This is a genomic window from Stieleria maiorica, from assembly GCF_008035925.1.
GTDB lineage: Bacteria > Planctomycetota > Planctomycetia > Pirellulales > Pirellulaceae > Stieleria > Stieleria maiorica.
This window is the reverse complement of the sequence record NZ_CP036264.1, coordinates 4,943,420-4,964,010: the sequence shown is the minus strand read 5'-3', so window position 1 is coordinate 4,964,010 and position 20,591 is coordinate 4,943,420. Positions and strand designations below refer to the sequence as shown.

At 59.4% G+C, this 20,591-nt stretch carries 12 protein-coding genes; 7 read left to right on the top strand and 5 right to left on the bottom strand.

The annotated features are described in order from the left end of the window. Nucleotides 1-83 precede the first annotated feature (83 nt). Genes Mal15_RS16855 through Mal15_RS16845 form a run of 3 tightly spaced genes read left to right on the top strand, consistent with a single transcriptional unit; the run spans nucleotide 84 to nucleotide 10,953 of the window. The gene (locus Mal15_RS16855) at nucleotides 84-7,709 is read left to right on the top strand and encodes a hypothetical protein (RefSeq protein WP_147868834.1); all 7,626 of its coding nucleotides are present in this window, start codon (nucleotides 84-86) and stop codon (nucleotides 7,707-7,709) included. A gap of 49 nt (nucleotides 7,710-7,758) precedes the next feature. Further along, on the top strand, nucleotides 7,759-10,467 hold the full coding sequence (locus Mal15_RS16850; protein ID WP_147868833.1) for a hypothetical protein: 2,709 nt from the start codon (nucleotides 7,759-7,761) through the stop codon (nucleotides 10,465-10,467). Between the two features lie 3 nt (nucleotides 10,468-10,470). Then, on the top strand, nucleotides 10,471-10,953 hold the full coding sequence (locus Mal15_RS16845; RefSeq protein WP_147868832.1) for a hypothetical protein: 483 nt from the start codon (nucleotides 10,471-10,473) through the stop codon (nucleotides 10,951-10,953). 340 nt (nucleotides 10,954-11,293) lie between these two features. Here the strand turns inward: Mal15_RS16845 and crtI are convergent, their stop codons facing one another. The 4 genes from crtI to Mal15_RS16825 form a co-directional block, all read right to left on the bottom strand. Then, a complete protein-coding gene (gene crtI / locus Mal15_RS16840; protein ID WP_147868831.1) occupies nucleotides 11,294-12,808 on the bottom strand; it encodes a phytoene desaturase family protein in 1,515 nt (504 codons plus the stop codon). A gap of 228 nt (nucleotides 12,809-13,036) precedes the next feature. Further along, entirely contained in the window at nucleotides 13,037-13,723 is a 687-nt protein-coding gene (locus Mal15_RS16835) for a hypothetical protein (protein WP_147868830.1), read from the bottom strand. 168 nt (nucleotides 13,724-13,891) lie between these two features. Then, nucleotides 13,892-14,374, bottom strand: coding sequence for a transcription elongation factor GreA (gene greA / locus Mal15_RS16830; RefSeq protein WP_147868829.1), 483 nt, complete (start codon nucleotides 14,372-14,374; stop codon nucleotides 13,892-13,894). A 112-nt stretch (nucleotides 14,375-14,486) separates the two neighbouring features. Then, nucleotides 14,487-14,684: a DNA gyrase inhibitor YacG gene (locus Mal15_RS16825; protein ID WP_147868828.1), complete on the bottom strand. Its 198-nt coding sequence runs from the start codon at nucleotides 14,682-14,684 to the stop codon at nucleotides 14,487-14,489. Between the two features lie 528 nt (nucleotides 14,685-15,212). Here Mal15_RS16825 and Mal15_RS16820 point away from each other — a divergent pair. Beyond that, nucleotides 15,213-15,869, top strand: coding sequence for a ClpP family protease (locus Mal15_RS16820; protein WP_147868827.1), 657 nt, complete (start codon nucleotides 15,213-15,215; stop codon nucleotides 15,867-15,869). Between the two features lie 54 nt (nucleotides 15,870-15,923). After that, on the top strand, nucleotides 15,924-16,514 hold the full coding sequence (gene clpP / locus Mal15_RS16815) for an ATP-dependent Clp endopeptidase proteolytic subunit ClpP (RefSeq protein ID WP_147868826.1): 591 nt from the start codon (nucleotides 15,924-15,926) through the stop codon (nucleotides 16,512-16,514). A gap of 134 nt (nucleotides 16,515-16,648) precedes the next feature. Here the strand turns inward: clpP and Mal15_RS16810 are convergent, their stop codons facing one another. Then, entirely contained in the window at nucleotides 16,649-17,080 is a 432-nt protein-coding gene (locus Mal15_RS16810) for a hypothetical protein (RefSeq protein ID WP_147868825.1), read from the bottom strand. A 322-nt stretch (nucleotides 17,081-17,402) separates the two neighbouring features. Between Mal15_RS16810 and Mal15_RS16805 the strand changes: the two genes are divergently transcribed. Together Mal15_RS16805 and rimO are read left to right on the top strand one after the other, a co-directional pair. Continuing rightward, nucleotides 17,403-18,611, top strand: coding sequence for a hypothetical protein (locus tag Mal15_RS16805; protein WP_147868824.1), 1,209 nt, complete (start codon nucleotides 17,403-17,405; stop codon nucleotides 18,609-18,611). Between the two features lie 431 nt (nucleotides 18,612-19,042). Beyond that, nucleotides 19,043-20,458: a 30S ribosomal protein S12 methylthiotransferase RimO gene (gene rimO, locus Mal15_RS16800; RefSeq protein WP_147872115.1), complete on the top strand. Its 1,416-nt coding sequence runs from the start codon at nucleotides 19,043-19,045 to the stop codon at nucleotides 20,456-20,458. Nucleotides 20,459-20,591: the final 133 nt, after the last annotated feature.

Below are 20,591 nucleotides of genomic sequence, written 5' to 3'. Positions count from 1 at the left end.
AAGGCGAAGCGCTCCCCCTGTTTCTCATCGAGCCAAGCGATTTGGCCTTTTCTGTGAAACACCGAATCGCAAGACCAAACATGATGCCAAAAGTTTCCAAACAAGATCGCCACGGTGTTGTTCTCTTGATCGTGCTGGGGATGCTGTCCCTGTTCACGGTCCTTGTGATCAGCTTTGTCGTGTTCAGCTCCCAGATGGCACGCACCGCGTATTCCAACAAGGAACGCCAACGGACCGCGATTCCGGTCGACGAACCGATCGAGTCGGCGCTGTTGCAATTGGTCGTCGGCACCAACAATCCGCGATCAGCGGCGTTTGGGCATAGTTTGCTGGAGGACATGTACGGGACCGACGGCGTGCAGATGCGAGTCGGTCACCTGCGGGGGAACGTCAACCGCAATAACTTGCCGATCCCGCTGTACGGGTTGCCCGCGCTACGAGACAAAGTCGGCGGCACGTTGCTGCTGCCCATGCCGCGCGACGGCAGCGGGAACATCAACGGGACGCCGGAGACGACGCTGTTCAAATTCCCGACCAATCTGGTTTCCTGGTACGACGAAGGTGAACTGAGCAACCCCGCGATCGATCGTTCCCCGGGCTACGCCAGCATGAGTCCGGTCAACACCTATCGTTATCACATCGAACAACGTCCCGACTTGGACGATGTGTTTGCCGGTCGGTTGGTGACGTTTGACGAAGGGCCGCTAGCCGGGGTGACGTTCCGCGTGATCCGATCGTTCGGTCGCCAAAACGGCGAACCGGAAACGGCGCGTTTGAACAATCCGCCCGCGCCGCCGCTGCCGGCCGGAAGAACGCTGGACGATGTGGTCCGCCCCGATCCGACGGACAACACCAACGCGCCCTACAACAACGCGAACAACTACGTCGCCGAAGAGTATTTGCTGGCCGGTTGCTTTGTGATCGACCTGTCGGAGATGCCGAGCGAGGAAATTGAGTTTCAAGGCACCCAGCAGCCGCTGTACGACATCGCCGATCGTTTCCCGAACGCCTTGCTTTACAGCCCCGGTCCCGATGGCCAGCCCGGACGGGCGGGGTTCGACGACAACGGCGACAACGTGATCGACGATGCCGGCGAGTTTGGTGCTCCATTCAGTGATGACGTCGGTTACGGGTTCACGATGAACGGTGTTCCGTTCAATGGCCGCGGCATGAACCCCAGCGGATTGACGGGGATCGGACGCGACGGCGTGGTCGTGGACCCGTTTGCGGACATGGAATTGCAGCAGAACGCGGCGTTGATGGGCGGAGCAATTCGTCCCGGCAATTCTTCCGGAACGGGCAGGTTCCCGGAACCGGACGAGCAGTGGGATGCCGCGGGGCTGGAGAACTGGTTCTTGGCCTTTCAGCCGAGCGACCATCGTCGCGTCGACACGACTTCACCGACCTTCGTGCCCGTCTATCCGGGGACCTTCAATGAAACCGAATTGCATCGGCAGCTCGGTCAGAATGTGATCCCCTCGTTCCATCGTCCCTCGGTCATCAACTACTTGATGAACGCTCCGATCTGGATCGAGCGAGATGCTGGCGTAAACAGAGCGAATCCTGCTTTGCAACGCAACTTTGCAACGATCGTTGCGAGCCCTTCAATAGGTAACCCTCCCAATTTTAATGATGAACTGCGTCTCGCGGCTTTAATCAGGCGAATCCGACGAGCTACAAGTCGTCCGCTGAACATTTCACATCGCGTCCAAACGGGTAGCGTTCAAGACCAATTGGGCGACCTGGATGGAGATGGGGTTCCCTACGATGGCGCCCCCGGTTTTTCCGGGTCTAATCCTGTCCCCGTGCTGAGCCAGACACTCGATTTAAGCGTCGACCTATCAGTTCCCGCCAATTTCAACCAGACGGCTCAAGATTTACGAGCGCTTGCGACCTGGTTGGTCAATGGGCCGTGGGATGTAGACAACGATGGCGACGGTTTGCCCGATAGTGTTTGGACCGACATGGGGCTGCCGGACATCCAGGCGCCCGATGGGACATTGATCCGTCCGCTGGTCGCACCCTTGATCGAAGACATGGACGGCAGACTGAATGTGAACTTCGCCGGCAACTTGTCGCAACTCGTCCAGAACCGATTTTTCGATGGCGTGACGCGTCCCGGTGGCGATCGTCGCTATTACAACGAAGGCGAATACTTGACCGTCCAACGGGCGCTCGGATCGTTCGGATTCGGTGGAGGAGTCGGTCCGGCTGAGATCGATTTTTCACATCTATTTAGCTCGGACTCGGTTCCCGGCGGTTTCATCGGTCCGCTGCCGACCAGCCAGGTCGGAACGCGATTGTCGTTCCGCAACAACGCAACGAACATCGGTCTGTTGCGTTCGCGTTACGGAAACCTGTTGAACGTTCGCAACGGCGGTCAGGTCTACGATTACCTGGCACCCTATCCCGGGCTGAACGAACACAAGTTGCCGGCGGCCGGTGACGCGTTGGATCCGCTGCGACTGTCCAGCGCTTTGGCCAAGATTCCGTTCCCGACGCCGACACCGCCGGTCCCGCCGCTGCCGCCACAGCCGCTGGTCCACACGCCCAACAGCATTTGGGGACGCCCGATGGACATGATGGGCGTGTCCACGACCCGCAAGGACAGTCGCGGTAACCAGGAATTCACGATGGGCGTTGTTCCTGCCGGCGTGATTCCGTTTTCCGAGCAGGACATCGATGACAAGGCGAATCACATTTACGAGTTGGGCGTCACGTCACCGCTGGGTGATGACACTCCGTTCACGCCGACCGAGTACATCGACCTGCTTCAAAATGGTCGCATCGGCGGGCGATTGACGGAATTGCTCGGCGATGCCGTCCGCCGCAATGAGGCGCTCCGCAATCTGATCACGGTTGAAAGCCGAAGCGTCGATTCGCCTGAAGTTCCCGGCATGCCCAGCCTGGTACGAATGCTCGCCGAAAAACTGAGGATCGCATCGGTACCGTATATCGAGCAGCAGGCCCACTTGGATCGGATGCTGGCCGTGGAACTTCGCAAGGGTTCCAAGCTGAACGTCAACCGGGCGCTCGGCAATGGCGAGAACAACAACACGACGCAGTTGTACAACACCGGGCCCGCGAACGACGACGTGTTTGATGAATCGCGGGAAAGTGTTAACCGAGTGGTTTCGGGCGGTGGACCACAGCCGAATAACGTGCGGAGCACCGAACGTGCTTTCCCGGCGATCGCAGGTTCCTACCCGCAACAAGCGACTGCCAATGCGAAGTATGCGACGACGCACTACACCCCCGCCGCGTTGACCACGGCACCGGGGGCGCCGATCGTCCCTGATTTCGACGGCTATGACATGAACAACGACGGGATCCTGGACTCCGTCAACGACGTCGGGACGGTATTCAGTTTGGACGTCGACAACAACAATGGGACGCCGCCGGTTCAGACCATGTTGAAGGCGCCGACCGGGGAAGAGTTGCTCGCACGTCACTTGTACGTGTTGATGTTTATGTTGATCTATGATCCGACATCGACGGCACCGGTCGAGTATGTGCCCAATTTCCCGTATCCCAGTCCCGGCAATTTCACCGACGTCGACTCGCGAAACCGCTACGTCGCCCGCCGGATCGCACAATGGGCGGTTAACGTCGTTGATTTCCGCGACACCAACGTCGCGAGGACGCGTCTGCGATATGACCCCAATCCTTTTGACGGGTTCAATCCCGAGATTGCTGCGCTGCATACGGTGTGGGGCATGGAACGTCCGGAGGTCGAATTGACCGAAGCGATCGCGGTCCACGACAAGCGGCTTAAACGCAACCTGATGGAAACCGGCACCCAACCCGGAGAAATCGCGAGCGATGAGGACGCCGATGCCGACGGCGACGGCGATCCGACCACGGGGACGTTACCGGACCAGGACATGGATCAGTTCCGGATTCCCCAAGCGAGCGCCTTTGTCGAAATCCACTCACTGCGATCACCGAACAACGGCTCGGCAACGGTCGGTCAGGAGTCGTTTCCGCGAGAGTTGTACGACGCTGCAGGCAATCTTCGTTTGGACCGCGTCGTCGGCTCGGGGAACCTGCTTTCGCCGGTTTGGCGATTGGCCGTCGGCGTGCCCACCGGGAACGACCTCAACAAGAGTACGCGTTGGCTGTTTGATGCCAACCGATTGGGCCGTGACTTGGTGTCCAACGATATGCGACCCGAGGAATTGGATTACCTGACCCAGAATGCGGTCGACTGGACCGATCCGGCCCAAGTCGATCCGCGTGTGGATCAATGGGACGCCGGCGAGCGCCATAGCGCGGACATCAAACACGTTCCCTTCCCACCCACGCGAGATCCGCGTGAACGCGTCTATCTGGCCGATCCGGATTTTGAACCGAGAAACGGCAGCCCGCATGAATTGTTCCTGGAGCGGTTTGTCTGGTTCGCCAACCTACAACCCGATCCGTCGCTGGCGATCGTCGAACCGGTGACATCCACACCGCAGTTGCCGGACTACATCAATCCGCGGCTGAGTGGAATGAATCCGTCGAATGTTTATTTCAATCGACAACAGGTGCGAATCGGGATGAACCTGGAACCCGCGCCGGCGATTCTGGCCCCGGGCGAATACGGGGTTGTGGGTCCACGGGCTTCGACGATTCTCGGCCAGACCACGCTGTCAACCGCTCCGTCGTACGAATACCATCCGGTGGAACAACGAATTGAGTTCGCACTTCAGGGCGGCGGTCCCGATTTCCGGCTGAACTACTTTGACCTGCGGGCACGAGCGGTGGGTGATCCTGAGATGACGCCGCGTTATTTCGAGGACAACAACGCCGCGTATCACATTCCGAGAATTCGGCCGTTTGTCTGTGAATCGTTGCGTCCGCATGAAGTCAATCCGGCGGCGGTGGATCCGATCAGCGCGGGATGGTCCGGGTATTACAACAACGGCGCGTACGCCGCAGAAGAATTGGTCGACATGGGCTTCAACATCAGCGCTCCGCTGTCGGGCGCGAACTATTACCCCAACCCCACCCATCGTATCTCGGTCAACCCGGCTCCGAACGGTTACCCGTTAATCGACGGGTATCGTGACTACGACAACGGCAACGGACTGCATCCCGACGTGCCGTTTGATCATGTCGCCGGCACGCCGATGGAAGACAATACGTACATGGCGAACGATGCGATGGGAAACCCGATTCCAGTGCATTGGAATTCGGTCGGAACGCACCAGGAAGTGCGAACGATTCTGTTGCAACGGCTGGCGGATCCGACCCAGCCCTATCACGCGATCGACAATCCCTACCTGACCGAAGACTTCATTCCGATCGATTTGACCACCATCAATGGGGAGCAAGATCCTCGCGAACAGGTCGACCGCAACGGCGATGGAGACTTTACCAACGACAACTACTGGGCAGATTCCGGGCGATCGCAGTATGACGGCACGCGTTTCACGCCGCCGGTCAAAATGGACTCGCGGCGCAAGATCCCTGCGGTTCAGAAAGATCGGCCGTTTACCACGCTGACCCCCAACGGAAACGCGGGCACCGGTTTTGCGACCACGCACGACCGCGTCACCGTTGTGCATCGCTCTCCGTTCAGCGCCACGTTTAGCATTTTGCGGCCCAGCACGACCAATGCTGCGACCAATGCTTATTGGCAGTACCAGATCGGATCCAATTGGGTGACGCAGGATGAATTGAGCATCGACGGCACGGGGGCCGGCAATGACGATGGATTGGAGACTCGCTTTAGTCCGAACCTGACCTTCGACGACCCGCTGACCCCGTTCACCCAAACCCTGGGTTTTGTGAATCGCGAGTATGGTTTTCCGATTCGATCGGACCAACCGCGGGCGAATGTCTCGGCGGCCAACCCTGTCGGCAATATCGGTATGCCGCAAGACGTCGTGATGTTGTCGCTGGCGTGGCTGAACCGGGAATTCCAGTCACCGCTGGAATTGACCAGCGTTCCGGCCGCATCAAGGACCTCGCTGTTGGCGACATTCTCGCCGGGCACCCTGGTCGATTTCGACGGAGGGACGCAGGAGTCTCGCGAGCGGCCGAACAATTTCGGGCACTTGCTCGGATTTGAAAGCGGCTATGCTCGATTTCGGGTCGAAGACGTCCAGCAAAACAATGGGGGGGCGATGCAAGATCGATTGCCCCTGGGGAACACGGAGGACACGATTCATCCGAACTTCGGATTGGATGTTTTGAACCCGACGGCACCGCGAAACACCGCTCAGTTCACCGGCGACCGGGCCGGGTTCGAGCAGATTTTTGACTACATCGACATCGGGCCGGTGTGGTTTGACAGCCAACGTTGGTTTGATCCGATCAAGGTGGTGCACCGCACCGACGCGTTGCTGTCCGGCCAGACCGTCAATTACCAGCAACGGGCACAGTTGTTCAATCGTGTCGTCACCACATTGCAGCCGCCGTTCAATTACGTCGGAAAGCACCGAACGCCGGGCAAGGTCAATTTGAATACGACGCCGGACTACCTTCGTAAGGGGCCGGGATTCCAGGGAACTGATTCGACGGCTCCCCCTGCGGTCCAGGCTGCGGAGACCCGCGACCGATTCTTGGATGCGTTGGAACAACCCGAGACACCGGCGTCCAATGCGCCGGTGGTCAACCTGATTCGGGCGAACCCGACCAACTTGACCGCCGACAACGACGGCTTCACGCCCGAGTTCCGAAACTCCCGATTGTTCGGCAACGGTTCGGTTTATCGGTCACTGGCGTATGGGTTTTCGACACCGTACGAACTCGATTCGTATTTCGATACGTCCGCGGTGCCGCAATTCCAAGTCATGTACGGCGCCCCGTCGGTGATGGGCGAGAACAACGCCTACGAACGGACCGTCGACACCCCCTTCGGGCGTTCATTCAAAGCGTTCATCGAAAGCCGCCGCGGTTACCCGCACTCGTTGCGTGGACCGTCGAATCTGCTGAACCCGGAACTGGATTGGCGTTACCCGACTCGGTTTGCCGGCGTGTTCAGCACGGCGCGCTCCAGTTCACTGGCAAGCGTTCAACGATTCATGCGAGCCGATGAACGATGGACCGGCAACGTCGACATCGGGTCGATCCGTCGAACACACGACATGGGATTGCTGCGACCGCACCCCGACTTTGATGAACGCTTGATTCCGTTGGCGGATCGCGACAGGCACAACAATACGACGACGACGGTGACACCTGGGCCGCCTGCAATCACCGTTTCCATCGGGGCCGGTGCGACGCCGGGAGATCCCATTTTTGCACTGCGTGTGGAACAGGATCCGACCGGCGACGGAACCTACAACGATGGTGGTCAGCCGACCAACGACACGACGTTGCCGGCGACACAGGTACCGGCGGATCCGGCGGCCGGTCCGGCGATCAATGGCCTGAAAATCTCGATGCTCAACTCGGGCTTGTTCGAACGTCCGCAAGCGGAACTTCATTCGAATTTCCGTCACCTGAACCGCGACAGCAAATTTCGATTCGAAAACGCTGCCCGGTTGGCCAACCTGACCACCAATCACAGCAACGTGTTCCTGATCCGCATGACGACCAGCTACTTCGTCGTCGACCCGATCACCGGTGCGGTGGGGCAAGAGTACGTCGATGCGACCGGTGAACCGGTCCGATCCAAGGCAACCTTTATGGTCGACCGTTCGATCCCCGTCGGATTCCTCCGCGGCAAGACACTCAATGCACGCAACACCGTGATCTACTCGGAAGTTCAGGAGTGACGGCGTGACCAGAATCGAATCAAAAAGTATGACTCGACGAACCGATGCAATGAAAGGCAACGAAAATTCCTTCCCGGCACGACACCAGCCGTCCGGATTCACCATCCTGGAAGTGCTGATCGCGCTGACCGCCGCGTTGCTTTTGATGCTCGGTTTGACCCGTGCCTACAAGCTGATGGGCAGTCGGATCACCGAACGTCAGTCGCAACTCGAACTGAGCAGCAAATTGCGCGACGTCGCGCTGCGGATGAGAGACGAGTTGTCGCGTGCGACGTGCCAGATGAAACCGCCGGCCAGCGCCGCCGGATCGGAAGGCTATCTGGTGTATCACGAAGGGCCGTTCACATCGTCGACGACGGTGTTGGGTAGCACGCAAACGCCGACGCCGCGCAACACCGGTTTCTTTCCAGACACTCGCTACGGCGATATCGACGATTACTTGGCGTTTACCGCACGTGCGGAAAAGGACAGCCCGTTCGTCGGGTTCATCCCCCAGGGAATCCTTTGGGCGCAGCGTTTCGCGAGCGGGCAGTTGACTCCCGATGAAATTTCACGGATCAACCACGTCGACGCGACTCGGCTGGTGCCGTTCTATTCCGAGTACGCAGAGATCGCCTATTGGGCATCGCCACGCTACACACGCAGCGGTGATGGCACGTTGCGTTATGACCAGCCCAATCTGTTGAGCAACGCAACGACACCGAGCACGACGGCGCCGCGATTTCGCGATGCAAACGGAGACCTGTTGCCGGATCGGTTGGATTTGCATCGACGCGTGTTGTTGATTCGACCGGACTTGAACATGACGATCGAAGAGATGTTCGTCAGCAACGCCACGATGGCCGCCCGCGCCGGTTACAGCGGTTTGAGCATCATCGCGTTCAACCCGGCGACTCCGTTTGTTCCCGACACGATTCCGACGATCCCGTTTCTGACGCGCGATGCCGCGGGCGAGATTTACATTCGCCCGTTGTCGTTCGGCTCTGGGGCGCAGGGTAATCTGGACTTCTATCGCCCCAATACCGCGGGAGTCAATCCACAACTCGCTCCTGATCCAACGGTCCCTCGGATGAACGCGCCCGGAATTTGGTGGGATCCTTCGGATGCAAACCGGTTCAATCATCCGTCGCCGTCTTGGTTGACGGGATTGGCAAGGATGCAGCAGGTCATGGATCTGTCCATCAGCCGGGAAACGGTGACATGGCCGTCGCTGTCGGCCGCATTCCCCACGCGGACGGACCTGTTTGCGTCGCCGCCGTCGCCGACCGCCGCGCCCGAGCAGGTTGCCTATCGCGGCATGCCGTCCAACGTCGTTCGTGCCAACGACCTCGGTCAGTTGACCCGTCCAGAAAACCGTTTCGGATTTGTGCGGATCCCCGAACCGATCTTGAGTGGGACATCTGGATCGACCGGGCTAGAGTCCTCCTCGATGCCGCAGTTGGCGCTCTGTCCGCCGCACGACTACTTGCACAGCCGATTTACTTCGACGCCGACTCCGCCGACAGGGGCGACGGTCAGTGAACACGTGCAAGGACCACCGTGGCCGACAACGTTTCCGGCCCAAGCGGATGACCCACGGTTGGATATCACTCCGACATCGGACATCGACTTTTTGAATCCTTACGGGCGATTCACGATGACCACGTTCCTACGCCCGGAATTTGCCTTGGTCGATCGGATGTCCGACGCCGGTGCCGGATTGCAGGAAGCCGGAGAGAGGCCGGAAATCATCAACCGCGGCGGATCGGATATCGTTGCGACCGATGTGGTCAGTTTTGACGTTCGAATCTTTGACCCCTCCGCACCGCACTTTGTCTGGGAAGGTCGCGATCGCGTTCCTGGAAATCTGGGCGACGATGACGGCGATGGTTTTTCGCCGGACGACACGCGGGCAGCCGGCGCGCCTGTGATCGAGATTGATGAATTGGGGATTGCCGGCAGCGATGATGAAGTGGTGCCGATTGATAGCCACCGGCTGGATGAAGTTCTGGTTGGTAACGGGACGCGCTCGGTTCAGGGTGAATTCGATTATGGATCCTCCGGCGGGCGGAGCAATATTTCACGCTTCGGCATCGTCAACCGTGGTGACTTCGTCGACCTGAACTATGTGCGGCTTGCCGGCGGTCCCATGCGAGGCCTCTTTCACCGCGATATCGTCAACGGCAACCCTTTAATGCTGGAAAACATCGATGCGTTCGAAAGTCCTTTCAGCGGGATTCAGCTGCCGACGGTCACGGTCGGCGCGCAGACCTTTGTCCCCTTTTCCGATGCCTACCAGGACAGTGGACGTTTCTTGCTCCGACGCGGCGGTTCGCAGTCCGTTTCATCATTTTATCAACCGATCTACGACACTTGGACAGATAGCTATGCCACGGACGCCTTTGACCAAGAGGGGATCAACGGTGGATCGTACACGCGTGAGCCGCTCTCCGGTACAGGGACGGTCAGCGGCAGCTATGCGGAACGTCGCGTTCCGCAGGCAAATGCGGCTGCGGGACCGCAATCGGCCAACATGCAGATCCAAGGTGTGTTGGGGTTGAGCTACCGACGCTGGACCAGTGCGCACAGTTCGGTCAACAACGGCGGGGAATTCGCAGCTCAATCCGCCGGGATTATTCAAAATGCACCGACCAGCACCACGCCGTTCAAGATCGAAGCGCCGATTCCGCAGCCGCTTCAGGCGTTGAAGATTACGATTCGTGTCGATGACTTCAGTGCCGAGACGATTCGGCAACAGACGGTGATTCAGGAGTTTTGAGCCGTGGGGACGTGGATTCGTCTGGTGGTCTTGCTGGTCATCGTCGGCGGTGTGGCCGCGCGGACTAGGATGCTCGTGCGGTTTCGACAACTCGCTCCGCCCACCGCGGCGGTCGAGCGGGAAGATCTGGTCTCGGCGATCTCGAATTCCCCAGACGATGCCTCCGACGATGCTGCCCAGCCGTACTGCTTTTCTGCGACCGCCGCCGTCTTGCTGACCGCCGGTCGCGACGGATTGCCCGGCAAGGCCGACGTCGATGACAACCTGGACGGCATTGTTGACGACCGCCGCGAAACCGGCGCCGTCGGAAGCGACGACGAATGCCTGGGACCGGCCGATCCCGGCTACCAGGCCGCGCTCGATCAGCCGGGGGTGATCACGATCTCGAAAGGCGCGTTTGTGGCATGTGACTCAGGGCAGAATGCCGACCGGTATTTGACGCCGCGGTGGGGGTGGTTTGTGGCTGGGGATAAACAAGCAGAATGATACGGGGCAGAATGATGGGGAGTGGGGAAACAAGACAAGAAAATGGTGCGCGGTAAGAAAAGATGTCAGCAAGAGAAGATGACAGAAAAATAGGGGGGCAGAAAAATGCTGTTAAGTCACGCGGATCGTCTGTTGCCCACATTCCTTGTTGCCAGATGTGACGGTAGCGATCGAATGTGATTGATCAGGACCGCCATGAAAACCGCTCGGATCTTCCCCCCTCTCATTTTTCTGCCCCTTATATTTCTTTCACCTCTCTCCCCACGACATTTTCTTGTCACCCATTTTCTCGTCTCTTTGGTGCACAGGGAATCGGCTAAAGCCTAGACACCAGCGCGCTCTATTTTTCTGCCATTTCCCCTCTCGCAACCTTCCCGTTGAAATCCTTTAGAACCAGTCCGCTGGTGATGCGGCTGGATTCGTAAATCACCGGCAGTCCGCTGCCCGGATGGGTGCCTCCGCCGACCAAATACACGCCGCCCAATTCTTCGAATCGGTTCCGCGGCCGCTTGTGCAACATCTGACCCAGGTTGTGCGCCAGGTTGAACGTCGCGCCTTTGTAGATCGCGTAGTCTTCATTCCAGCCCTGCGGCGTGATCATGTGCTCGGTCCGGATCCGATCGCGAAGATCGCCCAACCCAATTTGACCCATCCTGTCCAAGGTCAACTCGCGAAACGCCGGGGCTTCTTTTTCCCAGTCGATCGAACCGGTTTGATGGGTCACCGGCACCAACACGTACAGCGTGCTGTGGCCTTCGGGCGCCAGCGACGGATCGGTGACGCAGGCGTTTTGAACGTAGAACGACGGGTCGCTGCTAAGCGTGTGTGTCTGTTCGATCTCGCGAAGGTTCTGTTCGTAGTCTTCGCTGATGTGAATGCTGTGGTGCGGCAGGTCTTTGTAGATGCCTTCGATCCCCAGGTACAACATGAACGTGCTGCAGGAGAACTTTTTCTTGGCGATCGCATCGTCGCTCCACCGTTTCCGCTTGGTGTTGGGGACCGTCCGAGTGATCCAGTCGGCGAAGTCGGCGTTGACCACGAATGCATCGGCCGCATAGTCGCCGTGATCGGTCGTCAGCGATTTGACGTGCCGTCCTTCCATTTCGGCGCTGCGGACCGGTTCATCGTATCGAAACGTCACACCCAACTCTTCCGCGATTTCGGCCATCCGTTCACTGACGCGACTGCAACCGCCGATCGGGTGCCAGACGCCGTGTTCGTATTCCAGAAACGACAGGATGCTGAACAGACTGGGGCAGTTGAACGGCGACATCCCCAAGTACTTCGACTGGAACGCAAACGCGATGACCAGCCGGGGATCGGTGAAGTAGCGTTGCAGTTCTTGCCCGAGCGATCGAAACGGGTGCAGATGTTTGGCCGCAGCAATCATTGACGGCCGCATCAGGTCGGTGAACGAAGAAAACGGCGACTCGAGGATCGGCCGGAACTTTTCCAATTTGACGCGATTGTCGTCCATGTAGCGGGCCAGCGCCCCGACGTCGGCCGGCGACAATGTTGCAATCTGGCGATCCATTTCCTCCAAGTCCGGCGTGCAGTCCAGCTGCCCGCCACCGCCAAAGGTCAAACGGTACTGGGGATCGAGCCGCTCCATCGGCACTTCTTTCATCAGGTCGTAGCCGACGCTGGCGAAGATTTCTTTCAGGACCCGGGGGTACAAAAAGAACGTCGGTCCGCAATCGAAGCGATACCCGTCCCGCTCGATTGCCGACGTCCGACCGCCGGGGCGATCGCGGCGTTCCAGCACCGTCACCTCACAACCGGCATGGGCCAGCTGCATCGCCGCGGCCAGACCGCCCGGCCCGGCACCAACCACCACCACCTTTGGATTCGACACGGAGGGTTGTTTCCTTCGTTGATGTTATTATTGGAATGATCGCGGTCGCTGGTGTGTCGGTGTTCGCCACCCGTTGAGGCGCAATCGCTCTTCGGATGTACGATGGCCCTTCCAGGCCGTCGTCCGTGGGACTCTGTGCGACGACCTAGAAAGGACGTCGTACAACCCTACGCGTTGCAGTTCGCCTTTGCCCGCGACAGATCGCCCAAAGGCTAGACACCAACGTTGTTAATACGTTCCTTTCTGAATCCCGGCCTCGATCTGCCGGCGGACGAGGGTGTCGATGCCGACGTCGTCGTTGGGTTTCGCATCGACTTCCGCGCGGTCGGCAGACGTTCGGGCTCGTGCGACGACTTCGGCCACCGCTGGGATGTCCAACGGTTCGGCCAACGCCGCTTGCTCGCTGTCAGAATCAGACTGGAGTACCGGTGTTAGGATATGAACGAAGTCAATGGTGGTGATCTTGTTTCGTTCCACGCCTCGTCTTAACCGGTCGAATTGGACCGAATCGTCGGCCGAGAAGTCAACCGGGTGTTCGTCCACGAACAGCTCGACGCGGCGGAGTTGCCCCCACTGCAGAACCGGCAGACGGGTCAATCGCTGCATCACGCCGGAGGCCTGCCAGCCTTCCAAGCGGCCCCGTTCCAGTTGGTCAGCGAACTCGTCGAGCAATTTCACGGTCGCGGCCTTTTCCTCCGGCGCCAACAGACTCTGTTCCACCGCCGGGATGAAACTGCCACGCATCGATCGCAGCGCCAGTTCGTCTTGTTTGTCGAAGATCAGCCAGGTCATCACCCCGCAGGTCAAAAAGCCCAGGATGCCCAACAACACCATGCTGGCCAGGATCGCCGGCATGCAGCCGGGACCTTCATCCTCGGTGGATTCGGGGGTTGGGGATGATGGGGAGGTCGACATGGGCTAGGTGTCAGGGGCAAAACGAAGGGGGCAAAACAGTCGCCGTCCTCTCCGAGGTCGGCGCGGGGCAACGCTTCGCTTTTCGCGTGCGCCGAGTTCGGAGAACACGGCGACAATCGGATCGCATCGTCAGGTACGCCACTGGCGTTGCGGTAGATCTTGGGGACGTCAGAGCTCCGGGAACTCGATTTTGATGACTTTCAGGGTCATCAATCCGGCGGGCACTTCAATTTTGGCGATGTCGCCGACCTTTTTTCCGATCAGGCCTTTCCCGATCGGGCTGGTGACCAGAATCTTGCCGGTCTTGTAGTCGTCTTCGCCGGCACCGACGAACGTGAACTCCTCCTCCATCCCGTCGTCCTGGTCTTCGACGGTGACGGTGCAACCGAAGACGACTTCATCGCGAGGCAGCTCGGACATGTCGACGATCGTGGCGCGGGCCAGTTTGTCTTTCAGCAGGTTGATCCGCGCCTGGACCTTGCCCTGGTTCTCGCGTTGGGCGTGGTATTCTGCGTTTTCCTTCAGGTCGCCTTCCTCGCGCGCCAGAGCGATTTTTTCGGCGATCTCGGGCATCACCTCACGATCAAGATGCTCGATTTCGGCTTTGATCTTGTTGTATCCCTCACGGGTCATCGGCACCGATTCAACCATCACACTCTCCACGGGTCACTGAAAAAAAGAAACCTTTCCCACCCAGACGGTGGGAAAGGCTTCGTTGCTTGAGCCGTTAGTTTCGCCGTTTTCCGCGGCAATGTAAAGGTCTTTAGCGGGTCAGGTCCGGGTCGATCGTTTTCGGCGACTCGTCGTCCTCAAACGGCAATCCGATCTCTTCGTCCAGCCAGCGGCCCAAATCGATCAGCCGACACCGCTGGCAGCAGAACGGCGGGGCGTCGGTTTCGTCCATCCGAAAGCGTTTTCCGCAGGTCGGGCACTTCGATTTATCGTCGTGTTCGTTGGGCATTCGGGATGGCGTTTGGGGGCGTCAATGGAGTGGCATTGGTGGTAGCGGAAGCCGCCAAGGCTTTCGCACGCCCCAGCGGGGCCGCCGGGGGCGAAACTCTTGGCGAGTTCCGCTACGGGAAAACGACTGACTCTGTTGCCAGGTTGGCAGTCCGGGCTCGTCGTGAAGTTCTATTGATGCCAGTGTGACGGCCGAATGTCAAGATAGGAAAGGCGGTGACGGCGAATCGCGGTTGGTATTCAATTTGCTACCTGGCAGGCAAGCGATCCGACAGGCAATTCGATAGCACCATCGGTGCTGGGGGGGCCGGCCAAACCGCGGCTTGAAGGTCAAGAACGCCCGACCGAAGTGGCGATATTGGGCTCATGGTCCGGCCGTGTGCCCCACAGACTGGTCTTGCGGGCAACTGCACTGGTCTTGTCAGATTCTCTCAAGATGCGAACACTAACCGGTCCTAGCAAAGCCGACCAGGCTTGGTTCGGTCTGATCTCGATGCGATTTCCTTGCTTTTCAACCACGAAGAACTTTATGGATTCACCGTTAACGCACCCGTTTGCCGCGAGCCAGCTGTCCGGGAACCCGATTTCCGCCAGCCACGCCTACCAGAGTTACCAACGCCAGCGGCAACTGACGCTGGGTGATTTGCTGCTAGAGAATCGCATCGTCTTCTTGCAGGGCGAGATCCACTACGGCAACGCCAACGAGTTGGTGATGAAGTTGCTGTACTTGCAGAGCGAAAATCGCCGCAAGGACATTCATTTTTACATCAATTCCCCGGGTGGAAGTGTCACCGCGACGCTGGCGATCTACGACACGATGCAAATCCTGTCGTGCCCCGTCGCGACCTACTGCGTGGGGGAAGCCTGCAGCGGTGCGGCGGTCCTGTTGGTCGGTGGCACCAAGGGCAAACGTTACTGTCTGCCCAACAGCCGCGTGATGATGCACCAGCCGATGGGCGGTGTCGGTGGACAAGTCAGCGACATCGAAATCCAGGCGGCCGAGATGTTCCGCTATCGGGACGTGTTGAACCAGATCATTGCCAACCATTCGGAACAACCGGTCGAAAAGATCGCCAAGGACACCGATCGCGACTTCTTTCTCGGTGCCAACGAAGCCAAAGAATACGGCTTGGTCGACGACATCCTGACCAAACCGCCGGCCGAAGACGAAGAAGACGCGGACTGATCGAGTCCCCGTCACGTCTTCCCCCCTGTAGTCCAACTAACCAAGAAACAAAATATGCCACTGATTCCCTACGTCGTTGAAAAGAGCGGGCGCGAAGAACGCACCTACGACATCTACAGCCGACTGCTGAAAGACCGGATCATCTTTCTGGGCCAACAAGTCGACGACCAGATTTCTAATTCACTGGTCGCGCAGATGTTGTTCCTGATGAGCGACGATCCCAAGGCGGACATCCACTTGTACATCAACAGCCCCGGCGGAAGCATCACCGCAGGGATGGCGATCTATGACACCATGCAATTCGTCTCTTGTGACGTCGCCACCTACTGCATCGGCCAAGCCGCTTCGATGGGCGCCGTTCTGTTGACCGCCGGTGCCGCCGGAAAACGTTATGCGTTGCCCAACGCCCGGATCATGATCCACCAACCGTTGGCGGGCATGCAAGGGACCGCGCGGGAAGTTGAGATCCACGTCGAAGAATTGCGTCGGATCAAGAAACGCATGAACGAGATCATGATCGATCACACCGGGCACTCGCTCGAAAAGATCGAATCGGACACCGACCGCGACCGATTCATGAGCGCCGATGAAGCCCGCGAGTACGGCTTGATCGACAAGGTCGTCAAACGAGCCGGCGAAGCGTAGGCGTTCCCCCGATCGGACCGCGCGTGAGCAAGTGGTAGCGGAAGCCGCGGAGGCTTTCGCACCCCTACGCGGCGAAGTCGCCGGGAGCGAAACTCTTGGCGAGTTCCGCTACGAGGAGATCAAGGGCTGTGCCTTTATTCCGCTTGCGGACACTGCCGCAACAACCGCAGCAGTTGATTCAGTTCACGTTGGCGGCGATCCAGTTCGGCCTCTCGACGATCCAGCTGAAGCGACCATTGGCCGAGCCGGGCGATCAGATCGCCGGCATGGTCGGTGAACAGGTCTTGGGGGGCAGCGGATGTCGCCTGAGCACAGGCAGCCCCCTCCCGGGGAGCCATTGTGTCGGCGATGGAATCCACCAATCGCCGCGCCCGTTTGGCGTGGGGCGGCTCGATCCGCAACCGCAGCGTTTCTTGCCCCGCGTTTGCATCGCTGCCGGCCGGTGATCGCCGGCGGGGACGTTTCATCGCCGTTTTGACGGTGCGGCCGTCGCCTGTCCCTCGCAGCGTCCGCAGCCGGAATAGCGTCGGCGACGTCTCGATCGATCGGCTTACGTCGGCTGGCATCGGAAGAGGGTCGGAAAGGAATGGCACGGGATGAGTGAGCCGACGGCGCTAGCCGCGGGCCCTGATACGGATTTAACACGGCGGAAAGGCCCGAGGCTAGCGCCTACGGCTCAGCGAATTGGATTAAGCCCGTGCCATTCGGTCGGAAAGGATTTGGATGGGGGCGAAGTAGCCTTGTCATTTCGTTCGACACGACGAGAGCGACAGCTGCACGCATGTCGGCTTGGAACGTAGAATATTGGGGCAACTATAGTCATCGCAGCGGTTGTGACGTTCAAACCGCCGACCACACCCCCTCCCGCCCCTTTGGTTTTGATCCAGGATGAACATGTTTGACGCATCAAGATTCTTCGCTTCCTACGTTTCCCGTTCGTTACCGGGCCTGCTGTTGATCGCGGCGTCCGCGGTGCCAAGCCGGGCGGTTGCGCAGGACGTCGCGTCGACCGGGGAAGAATCCGGCGGCACGGTGACGCAATTTGAGTCGCCGGCCCAGACCAACGCGGCGATCGATAAGAGTGTCGAGTTGGCGATCGGTTTTTTAAAGAATCGTGGCCAGACGCCGGACGGTGCGTTCAGCCCCGAAACCGGCGTCGCGGTGACTTCGCTGTGCGTCCGTGCGATCTTGGAACACCGCCCATCGGACGTCGACTCGCCGGCCGTTCAGAAAGCACTGCAGTACATCTTGGAAAACGTTCGCCCCAGCGGCGGGATTCACGCGACCGGTTCGATGTACCGCAACTACGAAACCTCCGTGGCGGTCGGTGCCTTGGTCGCCGCCAATCGCGATGATCGCTACGAAAGTCAACTCAAACGCGCCGAAGCCTACTTGAAGGAGATCCAGTGGGACGAAGGCGAGGGCGTGGAGTCATCGGACACGGCTTACGGGGGCGCGGGCTACGGAAAACATGCCCGTCCGGACTTGTCCAACACCTCGTTCCTGGTCGACGCTCTGAAGGATTTAGGGAACGATGCCGACGACGAAGCGATCCAAAAAGCGTTGCGGTTTGTCAGCCGCACGCAAAACCTGGCCGGTCACGGCAACGATACCGAACACGCCGATAAGATCGGCGACGGCGGGTTTTATTACACGCCCGCGGCCGGTGGGGAAACCAAGGTCGTCAGCGAAGACGGCGACAACGGCGGCGGACTGCGAAGCTATGGTTCGATGACCTACGCGGGGCTGAAGAGCATGATCTATGCCGGGCTGACCAGTGACGATCCGCGCGTCGCCGCGGCGATGGACTTCATCCAAAAGACTTACTCCCTGAACGAGAATCCTGGGATGGGAAAAGCCGGTCTGTACTACTACTACCACACCTTCGGCAAGGCATTGGCGGCCGCAGACATCCGCGTTCTGACCGATTCCGAAGGGACGAACCACAACTGGCGGCGCGAGCTGGCCGCGACGTTGGTCGACGCCCAACAGGCCGACGGGTCGTGGGTCAACGACGGCAACGATCGCTGGATGGAAGGCAACCGCAACCTGGTGACCGCGTACGCGCTGCTGGCGCTGAAGTATTGCCGCGAATAGCCGCGGTCCTGCCGCGGAGAACGAGCCCGTAGCGGAAGCCGCGAAGGCTTTCGGACACACGCCTGCGGCGTGACCGCCGCCTGCCGCGGCAATTCTAGATCGCGGAAATAGGACCGTTAGGACGAAGGAGACCGATCGAGCGATGTGCGGTTGCGGTCGCACGGTCGTATTGGTCGTCTACGTCGCATGGGGCCTATTGTCCCCTGGATCTCTCCGGGGGGCTTTGCCCCGGCTTCGACGCCGCTACTGCGGTGTGTTGCCGAGGACGCAAACTCTTGGCAAGCTCCGCGACGGGGCCGGGGATGTCGTTGAAAGGGCAGGATTCCACGAACCGTTTGCTCGTTTGAGGGAATTCGGTTCCAATGGTTCGCTTCGATCTGTGGCGTCGTGCGATCGACGCTCTGAACCGCTGGCCCTTTGACCTGAAATCCATGCAACTTCCCGTCGTCAATCAGTCTGATTCCCCCCGAATCCCGGCCCCGCAGGAGGGGGAAGGGTCGGCCCGAGGCAGCTATGCCGTCGTTTCGTTGGGATGCCCCAAAAACCTGGTCGATACCGAACAGATGCTCGGCCGGCTGGACCAGGACGGATACCGCATGGTGGGCGATGTGAACGCGGCGGATTTCGTCGTCGTCAACACCTGCGGATTTATCGATTCGGCGCGTGAAGAATCGCTCGGCGCGATCGACGAAATGCTGGATCTGAAGCGTCAGGGAAAAATCCGCGGCGTCGTGGTGACGGGCTGTCTGGCCGAGCGTCAGCAGGGCAAGCTGCTCGAAGCACGCCCGGAAATCGATGCCATGGTCGGCGTGTTCGGACGCAACGATATCGTTGATGTCGCCAACAGGTTGAAAAGCGGGATCGAAGAGCAACAACGCGTCTTTCGCCCGGCCCCGATCCGCCCGCTGTCCGATGCCGTCCGCTCGCCCGTCACCCCGCGGCACTTTGCGTATCTGAAGATCAGCGAAGGCTGCGACCGGCTGTGCACGTTTTGCGCGATCCCCAAGATGCGTGGCAAGCATTACAGCAAACCGATCGAACAGGTGGTCGACGAAGCCAAACGGTTGGGTGACAGCGGGGTCCGCGAAGTCGTGATCGTCGCCCAAGACACGACGTACTACGGCAAGGACTTGTACGGCACGCCCAAATTGACCGAGCTGTTGACGGAACTGGACAAGATCAATTCGATCGACTGGGTCCGATTGATGTACTTTTATCCGATGTACATCGACGACCGCTTGGTAGAAACACTGGCCGGTGCCGATCGAATCTTGCCGTACATCGACATGCCATTGCAACACGCCAGCGACTCGATGCTGAAACGCATGTCCCGCAAGACCACGCGTGCGTCCCAGGAAGATATCGTCGGTCGACTGCGTGACCAGATCAAGTCGTTGGTGATGCGGACGACGATGATCACGGGATTTCCCGGCGAGACGGAGGACGACTTCGAACAGTTGGTCGAATTCGTCGCCGAACAGCACTTCGAACACCTGGGTGTGTTCACCTATAGCGTCGAAGAAGACACGCCGGCCGCAAAGCTGCCCAACCGAGTTCCGGCCAAAATCGCCAAGCGACGGATGAGTGACTTGATGGCCGTCCAACAGCAGATTGCGTTTCAATGGAACGCAGATCGGGTCGGAACACTCGATGATGTGATCATCGATTCCAAGTTTGAAGAACAGGAAGGCGTTTGGATCGGCCGCACCCGCTCGGAAGCTCCCGAGATCGACGGTGTGGTGTATGTCAGCGGTGTGGATGCCGGCGCCGAGCCTAGCGTCGGCGACATCGTCCCGTGCGAGATCGTCGCCAGCCAGGGGTATGACCTGGTCGCGGCGCCGCAGTGACGCGTCGACACCCGATGATGGCTTCAGCCAGCAAACCGTTGTGTTTAGCCTTTAGGCGATTCCGCGTCGCTGCGAGAGCGGGCGACCAAAGTTCCGAAGGGTGCGCCTCATTTGACGGACCTGCACCCTAGTC